We start from the raw sequence: 22,985 nt of genomic DNA, 5'->3' as shown, positions 1-22,985 counted from the left end.
CCCCCGCCCATTCTGGAACCAAATGCCTCTCTTAGGAGACTTTTGGATAAACTGAGCCGGGACAGGCGCGTGCCTGTCCCGGCAAATAAGATGAGAGTTACTCGGCGGAAATCATATAATAGTACACGGGCTGACCGCCGGGCAGGAGGCTGACCTCCGCATTGGGGCAGGCGGCAGCAAAGAGCTTCTCAGCCTGCTGAGCCTGCTCCTCGGTGACGTCCTGGCCGTAGAAGATGGAGATGAATTCCGCCTCCTGGTGGCTGTCCGAGTGGGCCAGACGGTCCAGCAGGGTGTCCAGATCCTGGTCGGTGCCGAAGAGCTGACCCTCCGCCAGAGCCAGGTAGTCCCCCTGCTTGATGGCGAAGCCGCCGAAGTCGGAGTCACGGGCGGCGTAGGTAATCTCGCTGGTGCGCACCCGGCCGAAAGCCTCGTTCATGGCAGCGGTGTTGTCCTCCTCGCTGGCATCGGGGTCCACGGCCAGCATGGCGGCGATGCCCTGGGGCACCGTCTTGGTGGGGATAATGACCACCTTTTTGTCCTCACACATGCGCTCACACTGCTGGGCGGCCATGATGATGTTCTTGTTGTTGGGCAGGACAAAGACAATCTCCGCGGGAGTGGCGTCAATCTCCTTCAGAATGTCCTCGGTGGAGGGATTCATGGTCTGACCGCCGCCCACCAGGCCATCCACGCCCAGATCGCGGAACACGGCCTCCAGGCCCGCGCCGGCGCACACGGCCACATAGCCAAACTTCTTCTCAGGGGCGGCCTTCACCGGAGCGGCAGGCTGCTGGCTCTGAGCGGCCTCCTCCAGAATCTCGGTGTGCTGCTCCCGCATGTTCTCGATCTTCACCTTCAGCAGGGCGCCGTAGGTCAGCGCCTCCTGGAGGACCAGGCCGGGGTCGTTGGTATGGACGTGGACCTTGATGATGTCGTCGTCGTCCACCAGCACCAGGCTGTCGCCCAGGTTGCTGCAGAAGCCCCGCAGCAGCTCCGGGTCCTTCTTGGTGTCCCGGGAGCAGATAAACTCGGTGCAGTAGCCGAACTTAATTTCCTCCGTGGAGAACACGCCGAACTCCGCCTTGTCGGCGGGGGCCTTCTCCTCCTCGGAGGCCATCTCGGGCATGGGCAGGCCGCGCAGCTCGTCCAGCATGCCCTGGAGAATGACAAGAAAACCCTTGCCGCCGGCGTCCACCACCCCGGCCTTCTTCAGGACGGGATTCTGGTTGATGGTGTTGTCCAGAGCCTTGTGGCCCTCCTCAATGGCGGCCTCCAGCACGGCCTCCAGATTGTCGTTTTCCCGGGCGCAGCCGGCAGCGCGGGCGGCGGCCAGGCGGGAGACGGTGAGGATGGTGCCCTCGGCGGGCTTCATAACGGCCTTGTAAGCGGCAGCCACGCCGAAGTCCAGGGCGATGGCCAGATCCCGGCCGTCCATAATCTCCTTCTCCTTGATGGCCTTGGCAAAGCCGCGGAACAGCAGGGAGAGAATGACGCCGGAGTTGCCCCGGGCGCCCCGCAGCAGGGCGGAGGCGGTTCCCTGGGCGGCCTGGCCCACGGAGTCATAGCGCTTGTTCTGCATATCAGGCACGGCGGCGCCAATGGTCAGAGACATGTTGGTGCCGGTGTCCCCATCGGGGACGGGGAAGACGTTCAGGTCGTTAATGGCCTGCTTTTGGGCGTTAATGGCGGCCGCCCCATGGACTACCATCCGCTGGAAGGCCGCCGCATCAATATTCTGAATCATAGTCGGCAATATTCCTTTCTCCGAATGGTTAGAAGCGCATGGAATCCACACACACATCCACAGAGGCCACTTCCACGCCGGTGGTCTTGCTGACCACATAGCGCACCTCGCTCATGATGGAGCGGCACACGGCCATCAGGTTGACGCCGTTTTCCACGATGATGTGCAGCTCGATGGAGACGGTGCCGTCCTCGTTGTAATATACCTTGACGCCCTTAGCCATGGATTCCCGCTTGAGCAGGTGGACCAGACCGTCGGTCTTGGAGCGGACCGCCATACCTTTGACGCCGTAGCAGTTGGTGGCCGCACTGCCGGTGATGGCAGTGAACACATCGCTGCTGATGCGGATCTCGCCCAGATCGTTTTGCAGTTTCATAGGGCATTACCTTCCTTTCCCTCAGGATAAGGGATTTTACATGAATACACCCTACATTGTATTCGATTTTGGCCAAAAATACAAGCCCCAATTCCCACCTTCCCGGCCTGAGAGGCCGACGCAATCCGCCCTCCTTCGCCCGCCCCCTTTCGACGGGTATTTTCCAGGATATGGAATATAATGAGACGAAATAAAATCCGCAGGGCGGCATTTACATCGGACAAGCAGACGGAGGAGACGGGCATGACAGCCAGAGAAACCATGAAACACAAGCTGACCAAGCTGGGTCGGCAGTCCGGGCAGGAGAGGCAGGTGCGCCTGTCCCTGTCCGCCGTAAGCCTGGGCGCGGAGACGGCCATTTACTTTCTGCTCTCCGCGGTGCTGGCGGGGGCGGAACTGCCGGAGGACTGCGCCCCCTTTGGGGTGGCCATGGTGGCGGCGGCCGGGTCGGGGCTGCGGGGAGCGGGCGCCCTGCTGGGCAGCTGCTTTGGCTACTTGTGCATGCTGGGCTTTTCCCAGGGGCTGCGCCACGCCTCGGCGGCGGTGCTTACCTTTGCGGTGGCCTTCGCCTTTTATGACATCAAGTGGTTCCGGCGGCCCTGGGTGATGCCGGTGCTGGGGGGCGCCTTCACCTTCTTCACGGGGTCGGTGCTGCTGGCCCAGAGCGGTTGGGGGGCGGCGGAGACCAGCGCCCTCGTTCTGGAGGGGCTGCTCACCGCGGGGACGGCCTGGTGCTACCGGGGGGCCATGGCTCCTCTGGGACAGAGCAGCGAGACACGGCTGTGCGCCCCGGCGGGACGGAGGGGACTGCTGGTGCTGGTGTGCACCCTGCTCATGGCCCTGGAGCCGGTGGAGCTGTGGGAGGGCATTTCCCTGGGGCGCACCCTGGCGGTGCTGGCGGTGCTGTGCGGAGCCTGGCAGGGGGGAATGGCCACAGGCGCGGTGGCCGGTGTGGTACTGGGCAGCGGCATGGACCTGGTGGGGGGCGGTACCCCCATGTACGCCATGGTGCTGGGTATGTCCGGTCTGATGGCCGGGCTGTGCCGGGGGAGCCGGCGCTTCCGGGCCGCCCTGGTCTATGTGCTGGCGGACGCCGGGGCAGTGCTGGCCACCTGGAACCGGGGCGTGCCCCTGGAAATCCTCTATGAGGTCTTTCTGGCCTCCATGGCCTTTCTGCTGCTGCCCCAGCGCTCCCTGCGGCGGCTGGGGGTGTGGCTGGCCCCCGACCCGGCGGGTCCCGCCGACGTGCGGGCACAGAAAATTGTCCAGGAGAAGCTGGAGGCCACCGCCCGGGCCTTCCGTACCCTGGGCGATTCCCTGAAAACCGCTTTCCGGCCGCCCCGGAACGACAACGATGTGTCGGTGGTCTTTGACCGGGCGGCGGGGCGGGTGTGCCGGGGCTGCTCCCTCATGGGGCGCTGCTGGAAGCAGGACTATACCACCACCTTCAACGCCCTCAACGACGCAACCCCCGCCATGGTGGAGCGGGGGCGGGCGGAGGCGGGGGATTTTCCCCGGCACTTTGCCGACCGCTGCCTCCACTTTCCCGCCTTTCTGGAGGCGGTGAACCAGGAGCTCACTGCCCTCTTTTACCGGCGGCAGTATAACGCCCGGGTGCGGGAGAGCCGGGCGGCGGTGTGCCGCCAGTACGCCCAGCTCTCCGACCTGCTGGGGACGGCGGCCGCGGAGCTGAGCCGGGAGCTGGTGCCCGACCCGGTGGGGGAACGGCGGCTGCGGCAGAAGATTGCCGAACTAGGCCTGGATGTGCGGGCGGCGGTGTTCCGGGACAGCCGGGGGATGGTGCGCATTGAGGCGGAGGGCCCTGGCTGCGCCGCCCTGGTGCGGGGCGGCAAAACGGCGGAGCTGTCCGCCCTGCTGGGGGTGCCCCTGCGGCTGGAGCAGGAGGGGAAGGACAGTCTGTCCCTCCTCCAGGAGGAGCCCCTCATGGCGGTGGCCGGGGTGGCGGCCCGGAAGAAGAGCGGCGAGACGGTGAGCGGCGACGCGGGCACCTATTTCAAACGGGCCGACGGCAAGCTCTATGTGCTGCTGTGCGACGGCATGGGCAGCGGGCCGGAGGCCAACCGGGAGAGCACCCTGGCGGTGCGGCTGCTGGAGCAGCTCCTCCAGGCGGGGGTGGAGTCCAAACAGGCCCTTACCACTCTGTCCTCTGCCCTGGCCCTGCGGGGGGAGGAGGCCGGAGGCTTTACCACCGTGGACCTGTTGGAGCTGGACCTGTTTACCGGGGAGGGAGAGCTCTATAAGCTGGGAGCCGCCCCCACCTACGTGAAGAAGAAGGAGGGGGTGCAGCGGCTGTCCGGCGCCTCCCTGCCTGCCGGGCTGGGGGAGGGAGACAGCGTGCCCCTGGACCACTTCTCTCTGCGCCTTGCCCCGGGGGACAGCGTCCTCATGGTCAGCGACGGCGTGTGCGGCGGGGAGGAGGACGGATGGGTGCGGGAGCGGCTGGCCGCCTTCGACGGGGCCAGCCCCAAGGACCTGGCCCGGGACCTCATCACCGGCAGTCCTCAGCAGGCCACCGACGACAGCACCGCCCTGGTCATCCGCCTGGAAAAGCGGAGATAACAAGAAAAGGAGCCCGCCATTGGCGGGCTCCTTCTTTGATTGAGGAGAATTTATTTGCCGTACATCTGAGCCAGCTGCTTGAACCGGGGCAGGGCCTGGACTACCCGCTCCCGGGGCACGCAGTAGGCGATGCGGAAGTGGCCGGGACAGCCGAAGGCGCTGCCGGGCACCAGCAGAAGGTCCAGCTCCTGGGCCTTTTTGCAGAAGGCCAGGTCATCCTCCTCCAGGGACCGGGGGAACATATAGAAGCTGCCGCCCGGCTCCACGCAGGAGTAGCCGTACTCCAGCAGAGCCTGGTAGAGAAGATTCTTGTTGTCCTCATAGATGGAGAGGTCGCTGGTCTCGTCGATGCACTTGGCCACGGTCAGCTGCATCAGGGTGGCTGTGCCGTTGTGGCCCATGGTGCGGGAGATCTGGGGGCAGATCTCCGCAATGGTCTCCGCGTCCTGAGCCGCCGGGTTGACGGCCAGATAGCCGATGCGCTCGCCGGGCAGGGAGAGAGACTTGGAGAAGGAGTAGCAGGTGATGGTGTTGGGGTAATACTTGGCCACATAGGGGGCATCCACCCCGGCAAAGAGAATTTCCCGGTAGGGCTCGTCAGAGAGGAGGTAGATGGGGTGTCCGAACTCCTTCTCCTTGGCGGTGAGCAGCTGGGCCAGCCGCACCAGGGTGGGAGTGGACAGCACAATGCCGGAGGGGTTGTTGGGGGAGTTCACCAGCACCGCCGTCACCTTGGGGTTGAGGATCTCCTCCAGGGCCTGGAAGTTAATCTGGAAGGTACCCGTGTCGGCGGGCACAATCCGAAGCGTCAGCCCCGCCCCGGCGGAATAGGGCTTGTACTCGGAGAAGTAGGGGGCAAAGATCACCAGCTCATCCCCGGGGGCGGTGACCGCGCGCATGGCGTGGGCCAGGGCGCTGCAGGCCCCGCTGGTCATAAAGATGTGCTGGGGTCCGTAGTCCATGGCAAAGCGGCGGTTGAGGGAAGCGGCCACCTGCTCCCGGACCGGGAGAAGTCCGGCGCTGGGCCCGTAGCCGTGGATCTGCAGGGAGGGCATATCCCGCAGAATCTCCTCCATGGCCTGGCGCACCTGAGGAGGCGAGGGCACCGAGGGGTTGCCCAGACTGAAATCGTACACATTCTCTGCCCCGATCTCCTGGGCTCGCTTCCGGCCGAACCCGGCGATTTCAAAAATAATGTCCTTTTCGGACAGCATGTCTACATACCGCTGTGACAGCACGGACCTCACTCCCATAAACTAAAGTGCTAATAAATTAGCACAATAGAGAACAAAAGTCAACGGGCAGAATGCAGCAAAAAACCAGCCGCCCGGAAGGGGCGGCTGGTCAATGTGCAGAGGATGCTTAAAGCTGATTGGGCATGGACCAGGCGGTGTGGTCGGTGTGGAGCAGGTGCTCGGAGGTCTCGCTGAGGGGCTCACCCAAAAACTCCCGGTACAGGGCCTGGACCTGGGGATTCTCGTGGGAGAAGCGCAGGGGGGCCTGGCCGTCCAGCTGGTGGAGCCGGTCGCCGCGGATGCCGCCCAGCTCCCGGTCCTCCTTGTCAATGGGCTGGCCGCCGCCGCCCACGCAGCCGCCGGGACAGGCCATGACTTCCACGAAGTCGTAGTGGACCTTGCCCGCCAGAATGCGCTCCAGCAGCTTCCGGGTATTGCCCAGGCCGCTGACCACGGCGCAGCGCACCGGGGTGCCCGCCAGGTCATAGGTGGCCTCACGAAGGTCGGGACCCTCACGCAGCTGGGAGAAGGCCTCCGGGTCGGGGTTCTTCCCGGTGAGCAGGAAGGAGGCGGAACGCAGGGCGGCCTCCATCACGCCGCCGGTGGTGCCGAAGATGACGCCGGCGCCGGTGGACACGCCCATGGGGTCGTCCAGGTCCTCCTCCGGGAGGAGGGAGGGGATAATCTTATCGGCGCGCAGCATCCGCACAAACTCCCGGGTGGTGAGTACCAGATCCACGTCGGGACCATGCTCAGTGGCCATGGTAGGCAGCTCGCTCTCCGCCTTTTTGGCCACGCAGGGCATGATGGACACGCAGAAGATCTGCTCCGGCTCCACCCCCAGCTTCTGAGCCAGCCAGCTCTTGGTTAAGCTGCCGAACATCTGCTGGGGGCTCTTGGCGGTGGACAGCTGCCCGGTGAGCTGGGGATACTGGCCCTTGAGGAAGCGCACCCAGCCGGGGCAGCAGCTGGTGAACATGGGGCATTGGGCCATGTCTCCCCTCTGGAGGCGGCGGAGGAACTCGCTGCCCTCCTCCATGATGGTGAGGTCGGCGGTGAAGTTGGTGTCGAAGATGTAGCGGAAGCCCAGCCGGCGCAGGGCGGCGGCCATGCGGCCCATGGTGGCCTGCTCCCGGGGCAGCCCGAAGGCCTCGCCCCAGGCGGTGCGCACCGCGGGGGCCACCTGGACCACGGTGATCTTGTCCGGGTCGGCCAGGGCGGCAAAGGCCCGCTGGGTGTCGTCCCGCTCCCGCAGGCCGCCGGTGGGGCAGTGGGTGATGCACTGGCCGCACAGGGCGCAGTCCGAGTCCTTGATGACCCGGTTATTGGATACGTCGATGGTGGTGCGGCTGCCGGTTCCGGCCACGTCCCAGATGCTCAGAGACTGGATTTTGTCGCACACCTGGATGCAGCGCATGCACTTGATGCACTTGTTGTAGTCGTGGAAGAGGGGAAAGGTGGTGGTCCAGGCCTTCCGCAGGCCCTGGGGCAGCTGGGTCTCAAAGGGCAGCTCCAGAATGCCCAGGTCGTTGGCAATCTCCTGGAGCTGGCAGTTGCCGCTGCGCACGCAGGTGGCACACTTGCAGTCGTGCTGGGACAGAATGAGTTCTACGTTGATGCGCCGGGTGCTGCGGGCACGAGGGGAGTTGGTGTGGACGGCCATGCCCTCCTGAACGGGGTTGTTGCAGGCGGTGACCATGGCCCGCTCCCCCTCCACCTCCACGCAGCACACCCGGCAGGCGGCAATTTCATTGATGCCCTTCAGGTAGCACAGGTGGGGGATGTGGATGTCGGCCTGCCGGGCGGCCTCCAGAATGGTGGTGCCCTCGGGCACCTGGACGGGACGTCCGTCGATGGTGAGGTTTACCATTCTTTGCTCCTCCCTCCCTTGAAGATTCCGTAGCCGAAGTGGTCGCAGCGCAGGCAGCGGCTGGCCTCCTGGGTGGCCTCCTCACAGGTCATGCCTTCCTTAAGCAGGTCAAAATTGCCGTGATAGTCGGTCAGCTGCCGGTTTTTCAGATTGACCCGGCCGCAGGGGGGCGTGTTGGTCAGGTGAGCGGGCGGAATGTCCACCTCACAGTGCATCTTGTGGTCAAAGCCCAGGAAGTTGTCGATGTTGGCGGCAGCCACCTTGCCCGCTGCCACCGCGCGGATGACGGTGGCGGGACCGGAGACCGCGTCGCCCCCGGCAAAGACGTTGTCCACCCCGGGTACCGAACTGGTGAGGTCGGCCTGGATGGCGCCCCGGCGGGTGGTGACGCCCACCGCCTCAAAGGGCTTGGCCACGATAGCCTGGCCGATGGCCACAATGACGTAGTCGCAGGGGATGCGGAACTCCTTCTCCGCCGCGTCCACGGGGCGGGGCCGCCCGTCTTTCCCGTAGGAGCTGATGAGCTGGGGACGCGTCCACAGGGCGGCCACCTTGCCGTCGGGACCGGCCTCGATGCGGGCGGGGGCCTGGAGGGGCAGGATCTGGCAGCCCTCGGCCATGGCCTCCTCAATCTCCTCGGCGAGGGCGGTCATATCCTCCACCCGGCGGCGGTACACGCAGGTGACCTGCTGGGCGCCCAGGCGCAGGGCGGTGCGGGTGGCGTCCATGGACACATTGCCGCCGCCGATGACACATACCCGCTTGCCGGTGAAGTCGGGGACACGGCCCTCGCCGATGTCCCGCAGCAGCTCCACCGCGCTGACCACGTTCTCCGCGTCCTCGCCCTCCAGCCCCAGCTTCTTGTCCGTGTGGGCGCCGATGGCGATATACACCGCGTCATAGCTCTTTTGGAGCTCCTCCATGTCCATGTCCAGGCCGATGGAGACGCCGGTGCGGACGGTGATGCCGGTGGAGAGAATGTGGGTGATGTCCCGGTCCAGCACATCCTGGGGCAGGCGGTAATCGGGAATGCCGTAGCGCAGCATGCCGCCCAGCTTGGGGCGCTGCTCATACACGGTGACCTTGTGGCCCATGAGGGACAGGTAGTAGGCCGCGGTCAGTCCGCCGGGGCCGCCGCCGATAACCGCCACCGTCTTTCCCGTGGGCGGGAAGGGGGCAGGAGCGGGAGCAGGCTGGGCGTGGTCCACGGCAAAGCGCTTCAAACCGCAGATGTTGACGGCGTCGTCCACCATGCGGCGGCGGCAGTGGGTCTCGCAGGGGTGCTCGCACACGTAGGCGCAGGCGGAGGGGAAGGGATTGTCCTTGCGGATGAGGTACACCGCGTCGTCGTAGCGGCCCTCCCGCACCAGGGCCACATAGCCCGGCACGTCCACGTGGGCGGGACAGCTGGAGACACAGGGGACGGGGTGGCTCAGCCCGCAGATACACCGGCCGTGGAGGATATGCTCCTCATAGTCCTCCCGGAAGCCCCGCACGCCCTTCAGCACCATGTGGGCGGCCTCGTAGCCAATGGCGCAGTCGGCGGAGTCGGCAATGACCCGGGCGGTGCGCTCGATGAGGTCGATGGTCTCCAGGGTGGCGGTGCGGTCCAGCACCTGCTCGATGAGCACGGCCAGCTGGCCGAGGCCGATGCGGCAGGGGACGCACTTGCCGCAGGTCTGGGCGTGACACAGCCGAAGAAAGTTCAGGGACATATCCACCGGGCAGAGCCCCGGCTGATTGGCGCTGATGCGCCGGCCCATGTCCCGGTACAGGCCGTTCAATACGGTCTGAGCCTGCCCGGGCGTCTCAATGGCTAAACGGCTCAAAACAAACACTCCTCCTCATCACAGGGCGGGCAGCGGACAGGCACCGTGGCCCCGCCGTCAATCGTTGGATGTCCCCTCCTTCCTGGGGGCATCCAAGGCTTATGGAGACCGTACCATAACGGGAACACTTTTGTCAATTAACAGGAAAAAGAATTCCCCCGGGGGAAGCAATGAAAGGGAAAGAATGTTCAGGGGAGGCGGGAGAGCCGCTCCGGCTGGAGAACGGCGCCCTGATCGGCGGAGGAGGCCGCCGCGGCATAGAGCCGCAGATAGCCTCTTGGAATGTACGGGGGTGCGGGAGGCGTCCAGGCCTTGCGCCGCCGCTCCAGCTCCTCCGGGCTGACCAGCAGATCCAGCCGGCCCTGCTCCACATCAATGCAGATGAGGTCCCCGTCCTCCACCAGGGCGATGGGGCCGCCGTCGGCGGCTTCGGGGGAAATGTGGCCCACAAAGCAGCCGTTGTTGGTGCCGGAGAAGCGGCCGTCGGTGATGAGGGCGGTGCTGCTGCCCAGTCCCATGCCGTAGAGGAGTTTCATAGCCTTATACATCTCCCGCATGCCCGGGCCTCCCCGGGGGCCTTCATAGCGCACCACAATCACGTCTCCGGGCTGGATGGAGCCGGCCAGAATGGCCTGGTCAGCGGCCTCCTCCCCGTCAAAGACCCGGGCCTTCCCCTCAAAGTGGTGCAGGGAGGGAGCAAAGGCCCCCGGCTTGGTCACGCCGGTGCGGGGAGCAAGACTGCCCCGGAGCACCGCAATGCCTCCCGTGGGGGCGAAGGGGTCCTCCAGGGTGCGGATGATGGCGGGATTTTCCGGGTATTCGAACGTATATTCCGCCAGATTTTCCTCCACGCTCCGGCCGGTGCAGGTGAGAGCGGCGGTGTCCAGCAGAGGACGGATGCGGTCCATGACCCGGGGGATGCCCCCTGCCCGGTAAAAGTCCTCCATGTCCCAGGCGGCAGCGGGATTGACCCGGGCCACCTGGGGAGTGAGGGGGGAGAGCCGCTCAAATTCTGCCGTCACATCCAAATCCAGCTCCGCCTCGTGGGCCAGGGCGCTGAGGTGGAGCACCGCGTTGGTGGAGCCGCTGGTGGTAAGAACCACCCGGATGGCATTGCGGATGGCGCCAGGGGTGAGAATATCCCGGGCCCGGATGCCCCGCCGGGCCAGCTCACACACCGCCCGCCCCGATTCAAAGGCCAGACGGCGGCGCTGAGCATAGGTGGCGGGGGCCAGCCCGCTTCCGGGCAGGGCCAGGCCCAGAGCCTCGGCCACACAGCCCATGGTGTTGGCGGTGCCGTAGAAGGCGCAGGAGCCGCAGGAGGGGCAGGCCAGATTTTCCAGGGCCAGCACCTGCTGCGCGTCTACCCGGCCCACCTGGTACATGCCGATGGCCTCGTCGATGGAGGTCTGGTCGGACTTGCGCCCGTCAAATTCGATGCCGCCGGGCATGGGGCCGCCGGTGACCACAATGGCGGGCAGGTTGAGCCGGGCGGCGGCCATGAGCATGGCGGGGACAATCTTGTCGCAGGAGCCCAGCAGCACCAGGGCGTCCACCATGGAGGTGCGGGCCTGGGCCTCGATGGAGTCGCAGATGATCTCCCGGCTGGGCAGGATGTACTTCATGCCTTCGGTGGCGTCGGGAATGCCATCGCAGGGGGCGATGACGCCGAACTCCACGGCGGTGCCGCCGGCGGCGTAGATGCCCTTTTTCACAAAATCAGCCAGCTCCCGCAGGTTGTAGTGCCCGGGGGAGATGGTGTTCCAGGAGTTCACGATGGCCACCAGGGGGCGGCCCTCCAGCTCGTAGTCGGTGTAGCCCATGGCCTTGAACAGGCTGCGCTGGGGGGCGCAGGACACCCCTGGGGTGAGAATGCGTGCACTTGGATATTCCATTGTCAGTCCTCCCTGAGCCTGCCGCCGTCCCGTTGGACTTTGACAGAGCAGTATAGTGGTATGGTAAGGAAAAATGCGCCGCCTGTCAAGAACGAGGGAGAGAAGACAGACAACCATTTTTCCATCACTTTCGGTTGACAGAAAATGGGCGGGGACGGTATGATAGCACCATAGAAACCGAATAAGGAGGAATCCCCGTGAAGGTGAACAAGCTGAGGAAACTGGTCCCCGCGCTGCTGCTGCTGACCGCCCTGTGCGCCTGCGGGCCCAAGGAGGAGCCTGCCGCCTCCTCCGCCCCGCCGGAGGAGCCCAGTGTATCCACCCTGGCCCCGGTGGAGCCGGAACCGGAGCCCCAGCTGCCCTATGTGAACCCCCTCACGGGGGAGGGCTGCGCCACGGACATCGGGAAAAACCGGCCGGTGGCCATCATGCTCAACAACCTGAAAAAGGCCCTGCCTCAGCTGGGGGTGTCCCAGGCGGACATCATCTATGAGGCGGTGGCCGAGGGCGGCATCACCCGGATGCTGGGGGTCTTCCAGAGCGTGGAGGGCGTGGGCGAAATCGGCTCGGTGCGTTCGGCCCGGGACTACTATGTCTCTCTGGCCTATGGCCACGACGCCATCTTCCTCCATGCCGGAGGCAGCCCCCAGGCCTACGACGCCATCCAGGACTGGGGCGTCACCGCCCTGGACTGTGTCAACGGCCCCTATGAGGGCACCCTCTTCTGGCGGGACGCGGACCGGAGAAAGAACATGGGCAAGGAGCACAGCGTCCTCACCTCCGGGGAGACTATCCAGGAGCTGCTGCCCACCTACAAGCGGGTGACTCTGGAGCACAAGGAGGGCTATACCTGCCCCATGACCTTCCTGGGGGAGGAGGAGACCGCCACCGGTACTCCGGCCAAGGGCGTGGAGGTCACCTTCTCCAGCTATAAAACCGGCGTCTTTACTTACGACAGCGCCAGCGGCCTCTACAAGGTGGAGGAGTACGGTGCCCCCTATGTGGACGGCAACACCGGAGAGCAGGTGGCGGTGAAAAACGTGGTGGTCCTCTTTACCGATGTGTCCGCCATCAAGGGGGACAGCTCCGGACGGATGAGCGTGCGCACCACCGGCACCGGCGAGGGCATTTTGTTCTGCGACGGCGTCCAGCAGCCCATCACCTGGAGCAAGAAGAACCACTCCAGTCCCCTGGAATATACCGACGCCAACGGCCAGCCCGTGAAATTCGGGGTGGGCCACACCTATGTGAACATCGTGAGTGGCGCCTCCGCCGTGACGGTGCAGGAGGCCTGAGCACATATGGAATTTCTGTTGTTTGATACCCCCCTGGGCCCTATGGCGCTGGGGGAAGAGGAGGGGGCCATTACCCGGCTCTGGCTGCCCGGACAGCCCACGCCCCGGCTCATGAGCCGGGAGACGCCCCTGATCAGCCGGGGGCGGCAGGAGCTGCTGGAGTACCTGTCCGGGGAGCGGCGGGACTTTGATCTGCCCCTCCATCTCAAGGGTACCCCCTTCCAGCTTCGGGTGTGGAATGCGCTGCGGGACATCCCCTACGGCCAGACCCGGACCTACGCCCGGATTGCCCGGGCGGTGGAGTCACCACGGGGCTTCCGGGCGGTGGGAATGGCCAATCACCATAACCCCATCCCCATCCTGATTCCCTGCCACCGGGTGGTGGGCAGCGGCGGCACCCTGACGGGCTATGCCGGAGGGCTGGAGCTGAAAAAGGCGCTGCTGGATCTGGAGGGCGCGGATTTAACCGAAAAATAACGTGGAATCCGCCGGGGCCGCTTGCAAGGAATTTGCATAGAATGGTATAATAGCAATAAGCCCACCGGCGCCGGCGCGAACTCCGCGCCGGCGCCCGGGGCGTTACGGTCGAAGAGGACCGGGAGAGGAAGTGGGATTTGACGTGGACGACCGAAGTAGACAAGGACACAGGGGAGACAGCTGCCACAGACCGCACAGGGCGGGCTGGGCCGAAGGGACATGTCGTCTGCGGCCCGCATCCGGACCGGGGGAAACCAACCTTTGACCGGGTGTTTTGTGTGCAGCCACAGGGAGGAAAAGAGTGCTTTGAAGCAGGCAACTGGGGCAGAGGTGCCCTCTTGTCTGGCTCAAAGGGCCCTTTTTCCCTGTGGTTTTTTGTACCCCGCGTTTGAAATACGGAACCGACGAGAGGGGAAAGGAATTTATGCACGAGAACTATGATCTGGAGATGCTGCTGGACCTGGTGGAGCGCAAGCAGTTCCGCCAGCTGAGAGAGCATCTGCTGGAAATGAACGAGGTGGATATCGCCGAGTTTCTGGATGAGCTGGACGTGGAGCAGCAGATTCTGGTGTTCCGCCTGCTGCCCAAGGACGTGGCGGCGGAGGTGTTCACCTACCTGGAGGACAGTGAGGACCAGGAGAAGCTGATCGGCGCCCTGAGCGACAAGGAGCTGCGGGAGGTGCTGGACGAGCTCTACCTGGACGATACGGTGGACATCATTGAGGACATGCCCGCCAACGTGGTCTCCCGAATTCTCCGCAACACCGACGCCTCCACCCGCAGCCAGATTAACCAGCTGCTCAACTATCCCAAGGACTCCGCCGGCTCCATCATGACCACGGAGTTTGTCTTCCTCCACCCCGACGCCACGGTGGAGGAGTCCTTTGCCCGCATCCGGAAGGTGGGCCTGGACAAGGAGACGGTTTATACCTGCTACGTCACCAAGAACCGGATTCTTCTGGGCGTGGTGACGGTGAAGACTCTGCTCCTGTCCGACTATGAGACCCGCATCGGCGACATCATGGAGACCAACGTCATCTCGGTGAACACTCACGAGGACAAGGAGGACGTGGCCCAGATGTTCTCCAAGTACGACCTGAGCGCCCTGCCTGTGGTGGACGGGGAGAACCGTCTGGTGGGCATCATCACCTTCGACGATGCCATGGACGTTATCGAGGAGGAGACCACCGAGGACTTTGAGAAGATGGCGGCTATCCTCCCCTCCGACAAGCCCTATCTGAAAACCGGCGTCTTTGAGACCTGGCGCTCCCGCATTCCCTGGCTGATGATGCTCATGCTGTCGGCCACCTTCACCGGTATCATTATCACCCGCTTTGAGACGGCTCTGGCGGCCTGCGTCGTCCTCACCTCCTTCATTCCCATGCTGTCGGGCACCGGCGGAAACTCGGGCTCCCAGTCCTCCGTGGCGGTCATCCGTGCCCTGTCTCTGGGCGAGGTGGAGTTCTCCGACGTGCTGGCCGTGCTGTGGAAGGAGATTCGCGTGGCCGTCCTGTGCGGCGTGTGCCTGGCGGCGGCCAATTTCGTGAAGATGATGGTGGTGGACCGCACCCTGATGAACAATCCGGAGGTCACCGTCCCGGTGGCTTTGGTGGTCTGCCTCACCCTGATGCTCACCGTGGTCTGCGCCAAGATTGTGGGCTGCACCCTGCCCATGGCGGCGGAAAAGGTGGGCATCGACCCGGCGGTGATGGCAGCTCCCTTTATCACCACCGTGGTGGACGCCCTGTCCCTGCTCATTTACTTCAGCATTGCCACCCGGGTGCTGGGCATCTGAGAAAATTTAGAACGTAAGTATCCCGGAACCTGTGGGTTCCGGGATACTTTTTTTGCGGGCCGGGGGGAAGAAAACAGTGGAAAATATGGGAGATTTGCCGCAGCCCGGCCCATTTCCGCGAAACCGATTGCAATATGGCGGCAATTATGGTATTTTTAAGGCGTATGTCCGGGCTGTCAAAGATGTGTCTTTGGCAAGCCCTCTCAATTTGTATTCAGACAACGGGGGGAGAGGCGCCGTAGGCGCGTACATCCGAATGGAACATGAACTGCAATCTGTGTTGACCCCACGTCCCGTCCGCAAGCGACTTGTGTGGTGGGTGGGAATGGGGCTTTTGTTCTGCCTGCTGCTGTGGCTTTGTTGGCTGTTCCCCATCATGGGGGACGACTGGTTCCGGGAGGAGCTGGGGCGGAAGCTCACCGGCCCCGGGGATTTGATGCAGACCGTCATCCACGGCTGGAAGACCTACAATGGCCGGATTCTGGGCAACATCCTGGCCTATTCCGCGGGAGGCCGGAAGGTGCTGCGGGAGGTCATGCGCAGCGCCTTCACTCTGGGAACCATTTACATTACCGCCCGTCACATGGGCTTTCGTACCTTCTGGGGCGTGCTGGTGACCACAGCCGCCCTGCTGGCCCTGCCCCTGGAAATGTTCCGGCAGATCTACCCCTGGGCGGCTGGCTTTTTCAACTATGTGCCCCCGGTCCTCATGGTGCTGACGGCCTTTTGGCTGCTCCGTCCCGTGTTTGACGGCGGCCTTATTCGGGAGAGCGTGCCTCGGGGGACGGCGGTCTTCCTGCTGGGCTTCGGCGCGCAGCTGTTCATGGAAAATAACACCCTGTATGCCCTGTGGGCGGGGCTGGTGCTGGTAGTCTGGTACGGCCTGCGGGAGAAGCGGCTGTCCCCCACGGCTCTGGCCTTCTTCCTGGGCACGGCGGCGGGGGCGGCATTGCTGTTCCTGTCCCCGGCCTACGGACTGGTGATGCAGGATGAGGGGGGCTACGCCACCGGCCTCACCGGCGGCCTGTCCGGCCTGCTTGCCACCCTGCGGGCAAACCAGGAGGAGGTGCTGCGCTGCCTCATCGCCGGCTGCCCTGTGCTCTATGTGTCCCTCACCGTGCTGGCCCTTGTGGCCTTCGCCCGGGCCCGGCGGCGGTGGTTTGATATCCTGGCCGCCGGCGTGCTGGTGCTGGGCAGCGTATACTTCGCCTTCTTCCGGGGAGCGGTGAGCTGGATGTGGACCACGGCCCTTGTGGTGGTGCTGTGGGGCTTTGCCCTGCTGCTGGCCTGCTGGCGGTGGCTGCCCCAGGGAGGCGGACGGAACCGGGCGATTTTTTTCCTGGTGAGTGCCGGTGTGGCTGCCTTCCCTCTGCTCTTTGTTCAGCCCATCGGGCCGAGATGCCTCTATTTGTCCTATGTCTGCCTGCTCATTACCGCGGGCGGCTTCCTCACCGTCCTGCCCCTGGAGAAGGTGCCTGTCCCCGCCGCTGCTGCGGCGTCCTGCCTGCTGGCGGGCGTGGTGCTGGGCCACTGCCTGTGGATTTTCACCCCCATTCACACCCTGGAGGTGGAGCGGGACGCCATTCTGGAACAGGCTATGGGCCGTGGGGAGACCCAGGTGACCCTGCCCGCCTATCCCCACGGGGAATACATGTGGGACGGGGACTCCAATAAGGTGCAGAGCCGCTACTACTATGAGACCCCAGGGGACCTGATTGTTACCTACGTGCCGGCGGCGGAGTGGAAGACAGACCGCGGATAAGGGCAGAGGTTCAGGTGACCGGCTCTTTCCCCCACAGAGCGGCAGGTAATTGATAAAGAGGTGACATTGTGAAGGCTTATATTCGGCTTCTGCGGCCCAAGCACTGTATCAAGAATATTCTGGTGATGCTGCCCCTGGTGTTCAGCGGCCAGCTTTTTGAGCCCCGGCTGCTGGGACAGGCGGTGTGCGCCTTCCTGGCCTTCTGCGCCCTGGCCTCCCTGGTGTATATCATCAATGACATCAAGGACGTGGAGCGGGACCGTCAGCACCCTACTAAGTGCCGCCGTCCCATCGCCAGCGGAGCGGTGCCCGTGTCCCACGCGGTGGCGGAGGCCGTGGTCGTGGGCGGAGTGCTGGTGGGGCTGGCGGTTTGGGGCCGCTTCTCCTGGGAGAGCTGGCTGTGCCTGGGGGCCTACTTTGTACTCAACCTGGGGTACAGCATGGGGCTGAAGCATGTTCCCATTCTGGACATTGCCATCCTGGTCTCCGGCTTTCTGCTGCGGGTGCTGCTGGGCTCGGCAGTCACAGGCATCGCCACCTCCGGCTGGCTCTATCTCACGGTGACGTCGGTGGCCTTCTATATGGGCCTGAGCAAGCGCCGGGGCGAGCTGCGTACCTCCAGCGAGAACACCCGCCGGGTGCTGCGCTACTATAACGACGCCTTCCTTTCCCAGAACATGCAGATGTGCCTCACCCTGGCGGTGGTCTTTTACTCCCTGTGGAGCGTGGACCGGGGCGGAAACCTCATGTGGACGGTGCCGCTGGTCATCTGCATCTGCCTGCGGTACAGCATGGTGGTGGAGGGCAACTCCGATGGTGACCCGGTGGAGGTGGTCTTCCAGGACAAGGTGCTCCTCGTTCTGGCCTGCATCTTTGCCGTCATCACCCTGGTTTTTCTATACGTATAGTATAATAGAGCAAAAAATCCCCGGTCTGTATTCACAGACCGGGGATTTTTTCATATTGGGGTCAGGGTTGGGCGGCGCAGTCGGCCTGCCCGCCCCGGAGCATCTGAAGGCCGTGGCCGATGGGATCCAGGACGGCCTCCAGGTTTTCCCGGGCGGCCTTGGGGCTGCCGGGCAGGTTGACGATGAGACTGCGGTCCCGGATACCGGCGGCGGCCCGGGACAGGCAGCCCCGGGGGGTGATGGCCATGGAGGCAGCGCGCATGGCCTCGGGGATGCCGGGAGTGAGCCGCTGACACACGGCCAGAGTGGCCTCGGGGGTCACGTCCCGGGGGGCAAAGCCGGTGCCTCCGGTGGTGACGATGAGGGCGATGTCCGCCTGGGCGGCTTTGATGAGGGCCTCTTCAATGAGGGGTTGCTCGTCGGGGATGATGACCACCTCGCCCACCTGGTAGCCCGCCTCCTCCAGCAGCTGCCGCACCACGGGGCCGCTGCCGTCGGGGCGCTCGCCCCGGAAGGACCGGTCGCTGACGGTAATCACTTGGGCAGTATACATGGGCGTCCCTCCTTACCGGCCGAAGGTGCAGTGGGGGTAGGTGCAGGGCTTGCAGCCCAGGCACAGCCCGCCCTCACCCAGCACCACGAAGTCCTGCTTGGTGAGGCGCACCCCGGCGGCAATGCGGGGGAGCACCAAGTCGAAAATGGTGGCGGCGGCATACATGACGCAGCCGGGCAGGCCTAGCACCGGACGGCCGTCCTCATAGTAACCCAGCAGGAACATGGCACCGGGCAGCACCGGGGCGCCGTAGGTGATGATCCGGGCACCGCTGCGGCGGATGGCCCCGGGGGTGTTGTCGTCCGGGTCCACGCTCATGCCGCCGGTGCAGAGAATGATGTCCACGTCCTTTTTCTTCATCTCCGCCAGAGCCTCCAGCAGGTGGTCCATCTCGTCGTCCACCACCATGTGCTCGGTCATGGTGATGCCGAAGGGAGCCAGCTTTTGCTCGATGACAGGGGTGAAGCGGTCTTCAATGCGGCCCTTGGCCACCTCGCTGCCGGTGGTAATGACCCCGGCCTTTTTCAGCTTGTAGGGCAGCAGGGACAGCAGGGGCGTGTCCCCGGCGGCCTCCTCGGCCTTCTGAAGCTTTTCCTCGGGGATGACCAGGGGGATGACCCGGGTGCCGCACAGCTTGTCCCCCTTGTGGACGGCGCCGCCGCCCCGGCGGGTGGCAATCATGATGTCGTCGATGGAGTTCACCGCATTGAGCCGCTGGGTGTCCACCAGGAACACGCCGTCCTGAGCGGCAGTGAGCTCAATTTTGCCCTCCTTGGCCTCGCTGCGCTCCATGTTGTCCCCCAGGCACAGGGCGCACAGCCGCTCGGCGGCGTCGTTTTCGTGGAGCATCCCCGGCTCCATCTCCCACACATAGAGGTTCTCCTTGCCCATGGACAGCAGAACGGGGATGTCCTCCTCGGTGACCACATGGCCCTTGCGAAAGCGAGGGCCTTTGCTTACCCCGGGAATAATCTGAGTCATGTCGTGGCACAGCACGTGGCCCACGGCCTTCTGGGTTTCAATCAATTTCATGTCGCGCTCTCCTCCACAGAAATGGTGTCCCCGGGACGGATGGTCCCCTCGTCCAGGACAATGGCGAAAATACCCTTGGTGGGCATGACGCAGGTGCCCACCAGACGGCGGATTTCGCAGTCGTTGTGGCACTCCTTGCCGATTTGGGTGACCTGGAGCCGGGTCTCGCCCACCCGGAGCACCGTGCCCACGGGCAGGGTGTTCAGCTCAAGGCCACGGGTGAGGATGTTCTCCGCAAAGTCCCCGGGCTGGAGCTCCACCCCCTTGCCCCGCATGGTGTCCACGCTCTCGTCGGCCAGAAGGCTGATCTGCCGGTGCCAGTTGCCCGCATGGGCGTCACCCACAATGCCGTGGTCCTTTTTTACTTCGATGAAGGGGACGGTGTGCTTCCGGGTCCCCTTCCGTTCACTGATGCAAACTGCCGTTACTTCTGCCATTTGTTATTCCTCCCTGCGGAACACACCGCTTTTTCCGCCTGTTTTTTCCAGCAGCCGGATCTGGTCGATGACCATGTCCCGCTGCACTGCTTTGCACATGTCATATACGGTGAGGGCCGCGGCGGACACCGCCGTCAGTGCCTCCATCTCCACGCCGGTCTCCCCGCTGCACTTCACCTGGGCCTGAATGTCCAGGGCGTTTTCCTGGAAGGCGAAGGTGATGTTGATGGAGGTGAGGGGGAGGGGATGGCACATGGGGATGAGCTCCCAGGTACGCTTGGCGGCCATAATGCCCGCCACCTGGGCCACCGCCAGCACGTCTCCCTTGGCCATGCTGCCCTGACGTACCTTTTCCAGGGTTTCCGGATTCATCCACACCCGGCCGGCGGCCTTGGCGGTGCGGTAAGTCACCGCCTTCTCCGATACGTCCACCATCCGGGCCCGGCCCTGCTCGTTAAAATGAGTCAATTCCATGGGTTATCCTCCAATTTCATTCATGCCCCGCAAACTGTCGCTGGAATGTTGGGCGTCCATGTGGTGGCCCTGGGGCTTCGACCGAATCCCTAGGCGAATGGCCTCCTCCAGCTCACGGCCGTGGAGCCCCCGCAGGGGCAGTTCGGCGGCGGAGTGGAGGCAGGGCTTGAGCATCCCGTCCGCGGTGACACGGATGCGGTCGCAGGCGGCGCAGAAGTGGTGGCTCATGGGCCGGATGAGTCCCACCGTCCCGGCCCAGCCGGGCATCCGGTAGAGCTCCGTCACCCCCGACGTCCCCGCATGCTCCAGCCCCGGCAGGGCGTCCAGCACCGCCTGGGCGGGGAGAAAGCGCTCCCGGGGCCAGCAGGCGCACTCTCCCATGGGCATGAGCTCAATAAAGCGCACACTGTACGCCTTCTCCCGGGCCAGTCCCGCCAGGGCGGGGATGTCCCGGTCGTTGATGCCGCCGATGAGGACGGCATTGATTTTGGTGCCGGTGAAACCGGCCGCCTCCGCCGCCTCCAGCCCGGCCAGGGCCTCGCTGAGGCTTCCCCGGCGGGTGAGCTGGGCAAAGGTGTCCTCGCTGAGGGTGTCCAGGCTGATGTTCAGCCGGTCCACCCCTGCCTCCTTCAGCTCCCGGGCGTACTGGGGCAGAAGGCTTCCGTTGGTGGTCATGTCCAGCTCCTCGATGCCGGGGACGTCCCGGAGACGGCGGCACAGCTGGGGCAGGCCACGGCGTACCAGGGGCTCTCCGCCGGTGAGGCGGACCTTCTTCACCCCGCAGGCCGCCGCCGCCCGGACAATCTCCTCCAGCTCCTCAAAGGAGAGAATGTCCCCGTGGGACAGCTTGGGCACGCCCTCTTCCCCCATGCAGTAGAGGCAGCGGTAATTGCACCGGTCGGTAACCGACAGGCGAAGATAGCGTATGGTTCTTCCTTGTGTATCCAGCATGGTCCATTCACTCCGTTAAGGGCATTACGTCTTCCGGGGCAATGTAGAGGGTCAGCTCCCGGGGTTCTCCCAGGGCGGCCCAGCGGTCCTTGTCCAGCTCCAGCCGCAGAAGGCCGGGGCCGGGGGGGGAGAGCATGACCACGGTGGAAAAGACGTTGTCAATGACGCGGCTGACCCGGCAGGGGATGGAGTTTCCATCCCCCTCCAGGGTAAAGTAGTGGGCCCGGATGCCCGCGTAGCGGGTCCGGTCTGAGACAGGCTGGGCGGTGCGCAGGGTCACCCCCCAGTCCGGGCAGAAGAGCCCCTCCGGCCGAACCTCAGCGGGGGAGATGTTCTTGCAGCCCGAGATAAGGGCTGCCCCCAGGGTGGCGGGGGCGGCAAAGAGCTCTTTGATGGTCTCCTTGGGGTCGGATTTCCCCTCCGTGAGCACGCACACGGTGTCACAGAGGCGGTAGACCTCGTCCCGGCTGTGGGAGACAAAGAGTACGCCGCCGGGGAAGGTCTTCAGCGTGTCGGAGAGCTCCAGCTCCAGCTGCCACTTGAGGTGCTCGTCCAGAGCGGAGAAGGGCTCGTCCAGCAGCAGAAGCTCCGGCTGCCCGGCCAGAATCCGGGCCAGAGCCACCCGCTGCTGCTGGCCGCCGGACAGCTGGCTGGGGTGCAGCTTCTCCAGTCCCTCCAGGCGGAAGGTGCGGACCATCTCCGCCACAGTAGCCCGGCGCTCCTGCCGGGTGCCGCCCCGGGCGCCGGCGAGGATGTTCTGTTCCACCGTCATGTTGGGGAAGAGGGCGTACTGTTGGAAGAGATAGCCCACATGGCGCTTCTGGGGAGGCAGGTTGATGCCCGCCTCGCTGTCAAAGAGCACCCGGTCCCCCAGCACAATCCGCCCCCGGTCGGGGCGCTGGATGCCGGCGATGCACTTCAAGGTCATGCTCTTGCCGCAGCCCGAGGCGCCCAGCAGGGCCATAATCTCCCGCTCTGCCTCAAAGCGCACCCGGAGGTGAAAATCACCCAGGGTTTTCTCAATGTCTACGCTCAGTACCATGCAGGCGTCTCCCTCCTCTCCCGGCGCTCCAGCAGGTTCACTGCCAGCAGCACCACCGCCGAGATGGCCAGGTTCACCAGTACCCACCGCAGGGCCATGGCGTCGTCATTGGTGCGCCAGAGCTGGTAGACTGTGGTGGAGATGGTGGCCGTACGGCCGGGGGTGTAGCCCGCGATCATGGAGGTGGCCCCGTACTCCCCCAGAGCCCGGGCGAAGGCCAGCACCGTCCCGGCCAGGATGCCCTGGCGGCAGGCGGGCATCCGCACCCGCCAGAAAATCCAGCTGTTGGACCGGCCCAGGGTGCGCCCGGCGTCGGCCAGGGTCTCGTCAAAGCTCTCGAAGGCTCCACGGGCGGTGCGGTACATCAGGGGGAAGATGACCACGGTGGTGGCGAAGATGGCCGACCACCAGGTCATGGTGAGCTTCAGGTCAAAGTGCTCCAAGAACCAGGCACCCACAATGCGCTTGGGGCCCAGCACCCGCAGCAGCAGATAGCCCACCACCGTGGGAGGGAGCACCAGGGGCAGGGTGAACACCACGTCCAGCAGCCCCTTCACAAGCCTTGGGGCCTTGGCCACGTAGTAGGCCGCCCCAATCCCCAGGAAGAAAATGATCCCCGTGGAGATGGCGGCGATGCGCAGGGAGTTATAAAGTGGGTACCAGTCCATAGGAACCTCCGGTAAAGAGTGAAGGGTGGAGAGTGAAGAGACGGGCTCACACCAGAAGGGCC

Annotated in this window: 19 protein-coding genes; 6 read left to right on the top strand and 13 right to left on the bottom strand. The window is 64.7% G+C overall.

The genetic code is table 11. From position 1 onward, the window contains the following. Positions 1-97: 97 nt before the first annotated feature. Both AC3YUO_RS02455 and AC3YUO_RS02450 read right to left on the bottom strand, forming a co-directional pair. Positions 98-1,744, bottom strand: coding sequence for a DAK2 domain-containing protein (locus tag AC3YUO_RS02455; RefSeq protein WP_489961452.1), 1,647 nt, complete (start codon positions 1,742-1,744; stop codon positions 98-100). A 28-nt stretch (positions 1,745-1,772) separates the two neighbouring features. Then, complete coding sequence (locus AC3YUO_RS02450; protein ID WP_118645370.1) at positions 1,773-2,120, bottom strand: Asp23/Gls24 family envelope stress response protein; 348 nt, start codon at positions 2,118-2,120, stop codon at positions 1,773-1,775. Between the two features lie 180 nt (positions 2,121-2,300). On the opposite strand from AC3YUO_RS02450, the gene AC3YUO_RS02445 reads away from it, so the two are divergent. After that, the gene (locus tag AC3YUO_RS02445) at positions 2,301-4,700 is read left to right on the top strand and encodes a SpoIIE family protein phosphatase (protein ID WP_489961451.1); all 2,400 of its coding nucleotides are present in this window, start codon (positions 2,301-2,303) and stop codon (positions 4,698-4,700) included. A gap of 50 nt (positions 4,701-4,750) precedes the next feature. Here the strand turns inward: AC3YUO_RS02445 and AC3YUO_RS02440 are convergent, their stop codons facing one another. From AC3YUO_RS02440 to ilvD, 4 genes are all read right to left on the bottom strand, one after another. Next, a complete protein-coding gene (locus AC3YUO_RS02440; protein ID WP_489961450.1) occupies positions 4,751-5,938 on the bottom strand; it encodes a pyridoxal phosphate-dependent aminotransferase in 1,188 nt (395 codons plus the stop codon). Between the two features lie 124 nt (positions 5,939-6,062). Next, positions 6,063-7,805, bottom strand: coding sequence for a [FeFe] hydrogenase, group A (locus AC3YUO_RS02435; RefSeq protein ID WP_489961449.1), 1,743 nt, complete (start codon positions 7,803-7,805; stop codon positions 6,063-6,065). After that, complete coding sequence (locus tag AC3YUO_RS02430; RefSeq protein WP_489961448.1) at positions 7,799-9,634, bottom strand: NAD(P)-binding protein; 1,836 nt, start codon at positions 9,632-9,634, stop codon at positions 7,799-7,801. The genes AC3YUO_RS02435 and AC3YUO_RS02430 overlap by 7 nt, the downstream gene beginning before the upstream one ends. 188 nt (positions 9,635-9,822) lie before the next feature. Beyond that, positions 9,823-11,529 (bottom strand): dihydroxy-acid dehydratase, encoded by a 1,707-nt coding sequence (ilvD, locus tag AC3YUO_RS02425; protein WP_489961447.1) that lies wholly within the window; start codon positions 11,527-11,529, stop codon positions 9,823-9,825. Between the two features lie 197 nt (positions 11,530-11,726). Here ilvD and AC3YUO_RS02420 point away from each other — a divergent pair, with 197 nt between their 5' ends. The 5 genes from AC3YUO_RS02420 to AC3YUO_RS02400 all read left to right on the top strand — a co-directional run bounded on the left by AC3YUO_RS02420 (position 11,727) and on the right by AC3YUO_RS02400 (position 17,766). Further along, the gene (locus AC3YUO_RS02420; protein ID WP_489961446.1) at positions 11,727-12,824 is read left to right on the top strand and encodes a DUF3048 domain-containing protein; all 1,098 of its coding nucleotides are present in this window, start codon (positions 11,727-11,729) and stop codon (positions 12,822-12,824) included. Positions 12,825-12,830: 6 nt separating this feature from the next. Beyond that, on the top strand, positions 12,831-13,301 hold the full coding sequence (locus tag AC3YUO_RS02415) for a methylated-DNA--[protein]-cysteine S-methyltransferase (RefSeq protein ID WP_489961445.1): 471 nt from the start codon (positions 12,831-12,833) through the stop codon (positions 13,299-13,301). Between the two features lie 424 nt (positions 13,302-13,725). Then, positions 13,726-15,096: a magnesium transporter gene (mgtE, locus tag AC3YUO_RS02410; protein ID WP_489961444.1), complete on the top strand. Its 1,371-nt coding sequence runs from the start codon at positions 13,726-13,728 to the stop codon at positions 15,094-15,096. Between the two features lie 256 nt (positions 15,097-15,352). After that, complete coding sequence (locus tag AC3YUO_RS02405) at positions 15,353-16,858, top strand: DUF6056 family protein (protein WP_489961443.1); 1,506 nt, start codon at positions 15,353-15,355, stop codon at positions 16,856-16,858. 68 nt (positions 16,859-16,926) lie between these two features. After that, positions 16,927-17,766, top strand: coding sequence for a decaprenyl-phosphate phosphoribosyltransferase (locus AC3YUO_RS02400; protein ID WP_489961442.1), 840 nt, complete (start codon positions 16,927-16,929; stop codon positions 17,764-17,766). Between the two features lie 61 nt (positions 17,767-17,827). On the opposite strand, the gene AC3YUO_RS02395 is transcribed toward AC3YUO_RS02400, so the two are convergent. Genes AC3YUO_RS02395 through modB form a run of 7 tightly spaced genes read right to left on the bottom strand, consistent with a single transcriptional unit; the run spans position 17,828 to position 22,923 of the window. Beyond that, entirely contained in the window at positions 17,828-18,319 is a 492-nt protein-coding gene (locus AC3YUO_RS02395) for a MogA/MoaB family molybdenum cofactor biosynthesis protein (protein ID WP_489961441.1), read from the bottom strand. A gap of 12 nt (positions 18,320-18,331) precedes the next feature. Further along, a complete protein-coding gene (locus AC3YUO_RS02390) occupies positions 18,332-19,351 on the bottom strand; it encodes a molybdopterin-binding protein (RefSeq protein WP_489961440.1) in 1,020 nt (339 codons plus the stop codon). After that, on the bottom strand, positions 19,348-19,788 hold the full coding sequence (locus AC3YUO_RS02385) for an MOSC domain-containing protein (RefSeq protein ID WP_118644379.1): 441 nt from the start codon (positions 19,786-19,788) through the stop codon (positions 19,348-19,350). The genes AC3YUO_RS02390 and AC3YUO_RS02385 overlap by 4 nt, the downstream gene beginning before the upstream one ends. A gap of 3 nt (positions 19,789-19,791) precedes the next feature. After that, positions 19,792-20,262 (bottom strand): cyclic pyranopterin monophosphate synthase MoaC, encoded by a 471-nt coding sequence (gene moaC, locus AC3YUO_RS02380; protein WP_489961438.1) that lies wholly within the window; start codon positions 20,260-20,262, stop codon positions 19,792-19,794. A gap of 3 nt (positions 20,263-20,265) precedes the next feature. Next, positions 20,266-21,213, bottom strand: coding sequence for a GTP 3',8-cyclase MoaA (gene moaA / locus AC3YUO_RS02375; RefSeq protein ID WP_489961437.1), 948 nt, complete (start codon positions 21,211-21,213; stop codon positions 20,266-20,268). A gap of 7 nt (positions 21,214-21,220) precedes the next feature. Next, a complete protein-coding gene (locus tag AC3YUO_RS02370) occupies positions 21,221-22,255 on the bottom strand; it encodes a sulfate/molybdate ABC transporter ATP-binding protein (protein ID WP_489961436.1) in 1,035 nt (344 codons plus the stop codon). After that, complete coding sequence (gene modB, locus AC3YUO_RS02365; RefSeq protein ID WP_489961435.1) at positions 22,246-22,923, bottom strand: molybdate ABC transporter permease subunit; 678 nt, start codon at positions 22,921-22,923, stop codon at positions 22,246-22,248. The genes AC3YUO_RS02370 and modB overlap by 10 nt, the downstream gene beginning before the upstream one ends. Between the last annotated feature and the right edge of the window lie 62 nt (positions 22,924-22,985).

The sequence above is a fragment of the Pseudoflavonifractor sp. HNCC25GI2 genome, assembly GCF_058136395.1.
This window is presented reverse-complemented; position numbering and strand designations above follow the sequence as displayed.

Bases quoted from the DNA above. Each gene is read 5' to 3' on its own strand.
- AC3YUO_RS02455 (WP_489961452.1), bottom strand. From the start codon at position 1,744: ATGATTCAGAATATTGATGCGGCGGCCTTCCAGCGGATGGTAGTCCAT.
- AC3YUO_RS02450 (WP_118645370.1), bottom strand. From the start codon at position 2,120: ATGAAACTGCAAAACGATCTGGGCGAGATCCGCATCAGCAGCGATGTG.
- AC3YUO_RS02445 (WP_489961451.1), top strand. From the start codon at position 2,301: ATGAGACGAAATAAAATCCGCAGGGCGGCATTTACATCGGACAAGCAG.
- AC3YUO_RS02435 (WP_489961449.1), bottom strand. From the start codon at position 7,805: ATGGTAAACCTCACCATCGACGGACGTCCCGTCCAGGTGCCCGAGGGC.
- ilvD (WP_489961447.1), bottom strand. From the start codon at position 11,529: ATGGAATATCCAAGTGCACGCATTCTCACCCCAGGGGTGTCCTGCGCC.
- AC3YUO_RS02415 (WP_489961445.1), top strand. From the start codon at position 12,831: ATGGAATTTCTGTTGTTTGATACCCCCCTGGGCCCTATGGCGCTGGGG.
- mgtE (WP_489961444.1), top strand. From the start codon at position 13,726: ATGCACGAGAACTATGATCTGGAGATGCTGCTGGACCTGGTGGAGCGC.
- AC3YUO_RS02405 (WP_489961443.1), top strand. From the start codon at position 15,353: ATGGAACATGAACTGCAATCTGTGTTGACCCCACGTCCCGTCCGCAAG.
- AC3YUO_RS02395 (WP_489961441.1), bottom strand. From the start codon at position 18,319: ATGTATACTGCCCAAGTGATTACCGTCAGCGACCGGTCCTTCCGGGGC.
- AC3YUO_RS02390 (WP_489961440.1), bottom strand. From the start codon at position 19,351: ATGAAATTGATTGAAACCCAGAAGGCCGTGGGCCACGTGCTGTGCCAC.
- AC3YUO_RS02385 (WP_118644379.1), bottom strand. From the start codon at position 19,788: ATGGCAGAAGTAACGGCAGTTTGCATCAGTGAACGGAAGGGGACCCGG.
- moaC (WP_489961438.1), bottom strand. From the start codon at position 20,262: ATGGAATTGACTCATTTTAACGAGCAGGGCCGGGCCCGGATGGTGGAC.
- moaA (WP_489961437.1), bottom strand. From the start codon at position 21,213: ATGCTGGATACACAAGGAAGAACCATACGCTATCTTCGCCTGTCGGTT.
- AC3YUO_RS02370 (WP_489961436.1), bottom strand. From the start codon at position 22,255: ATGGTACTGAGCGTAGACATTGAGAAAACCCTGGGTGATTTTCACCTC.
- modB (WP_489961435.1), bottom strand. From the start codon at position 22,923: ATGGACTGGTACCCACTTTATAACTCCCTGCGCATCGCCGCCATCTCC.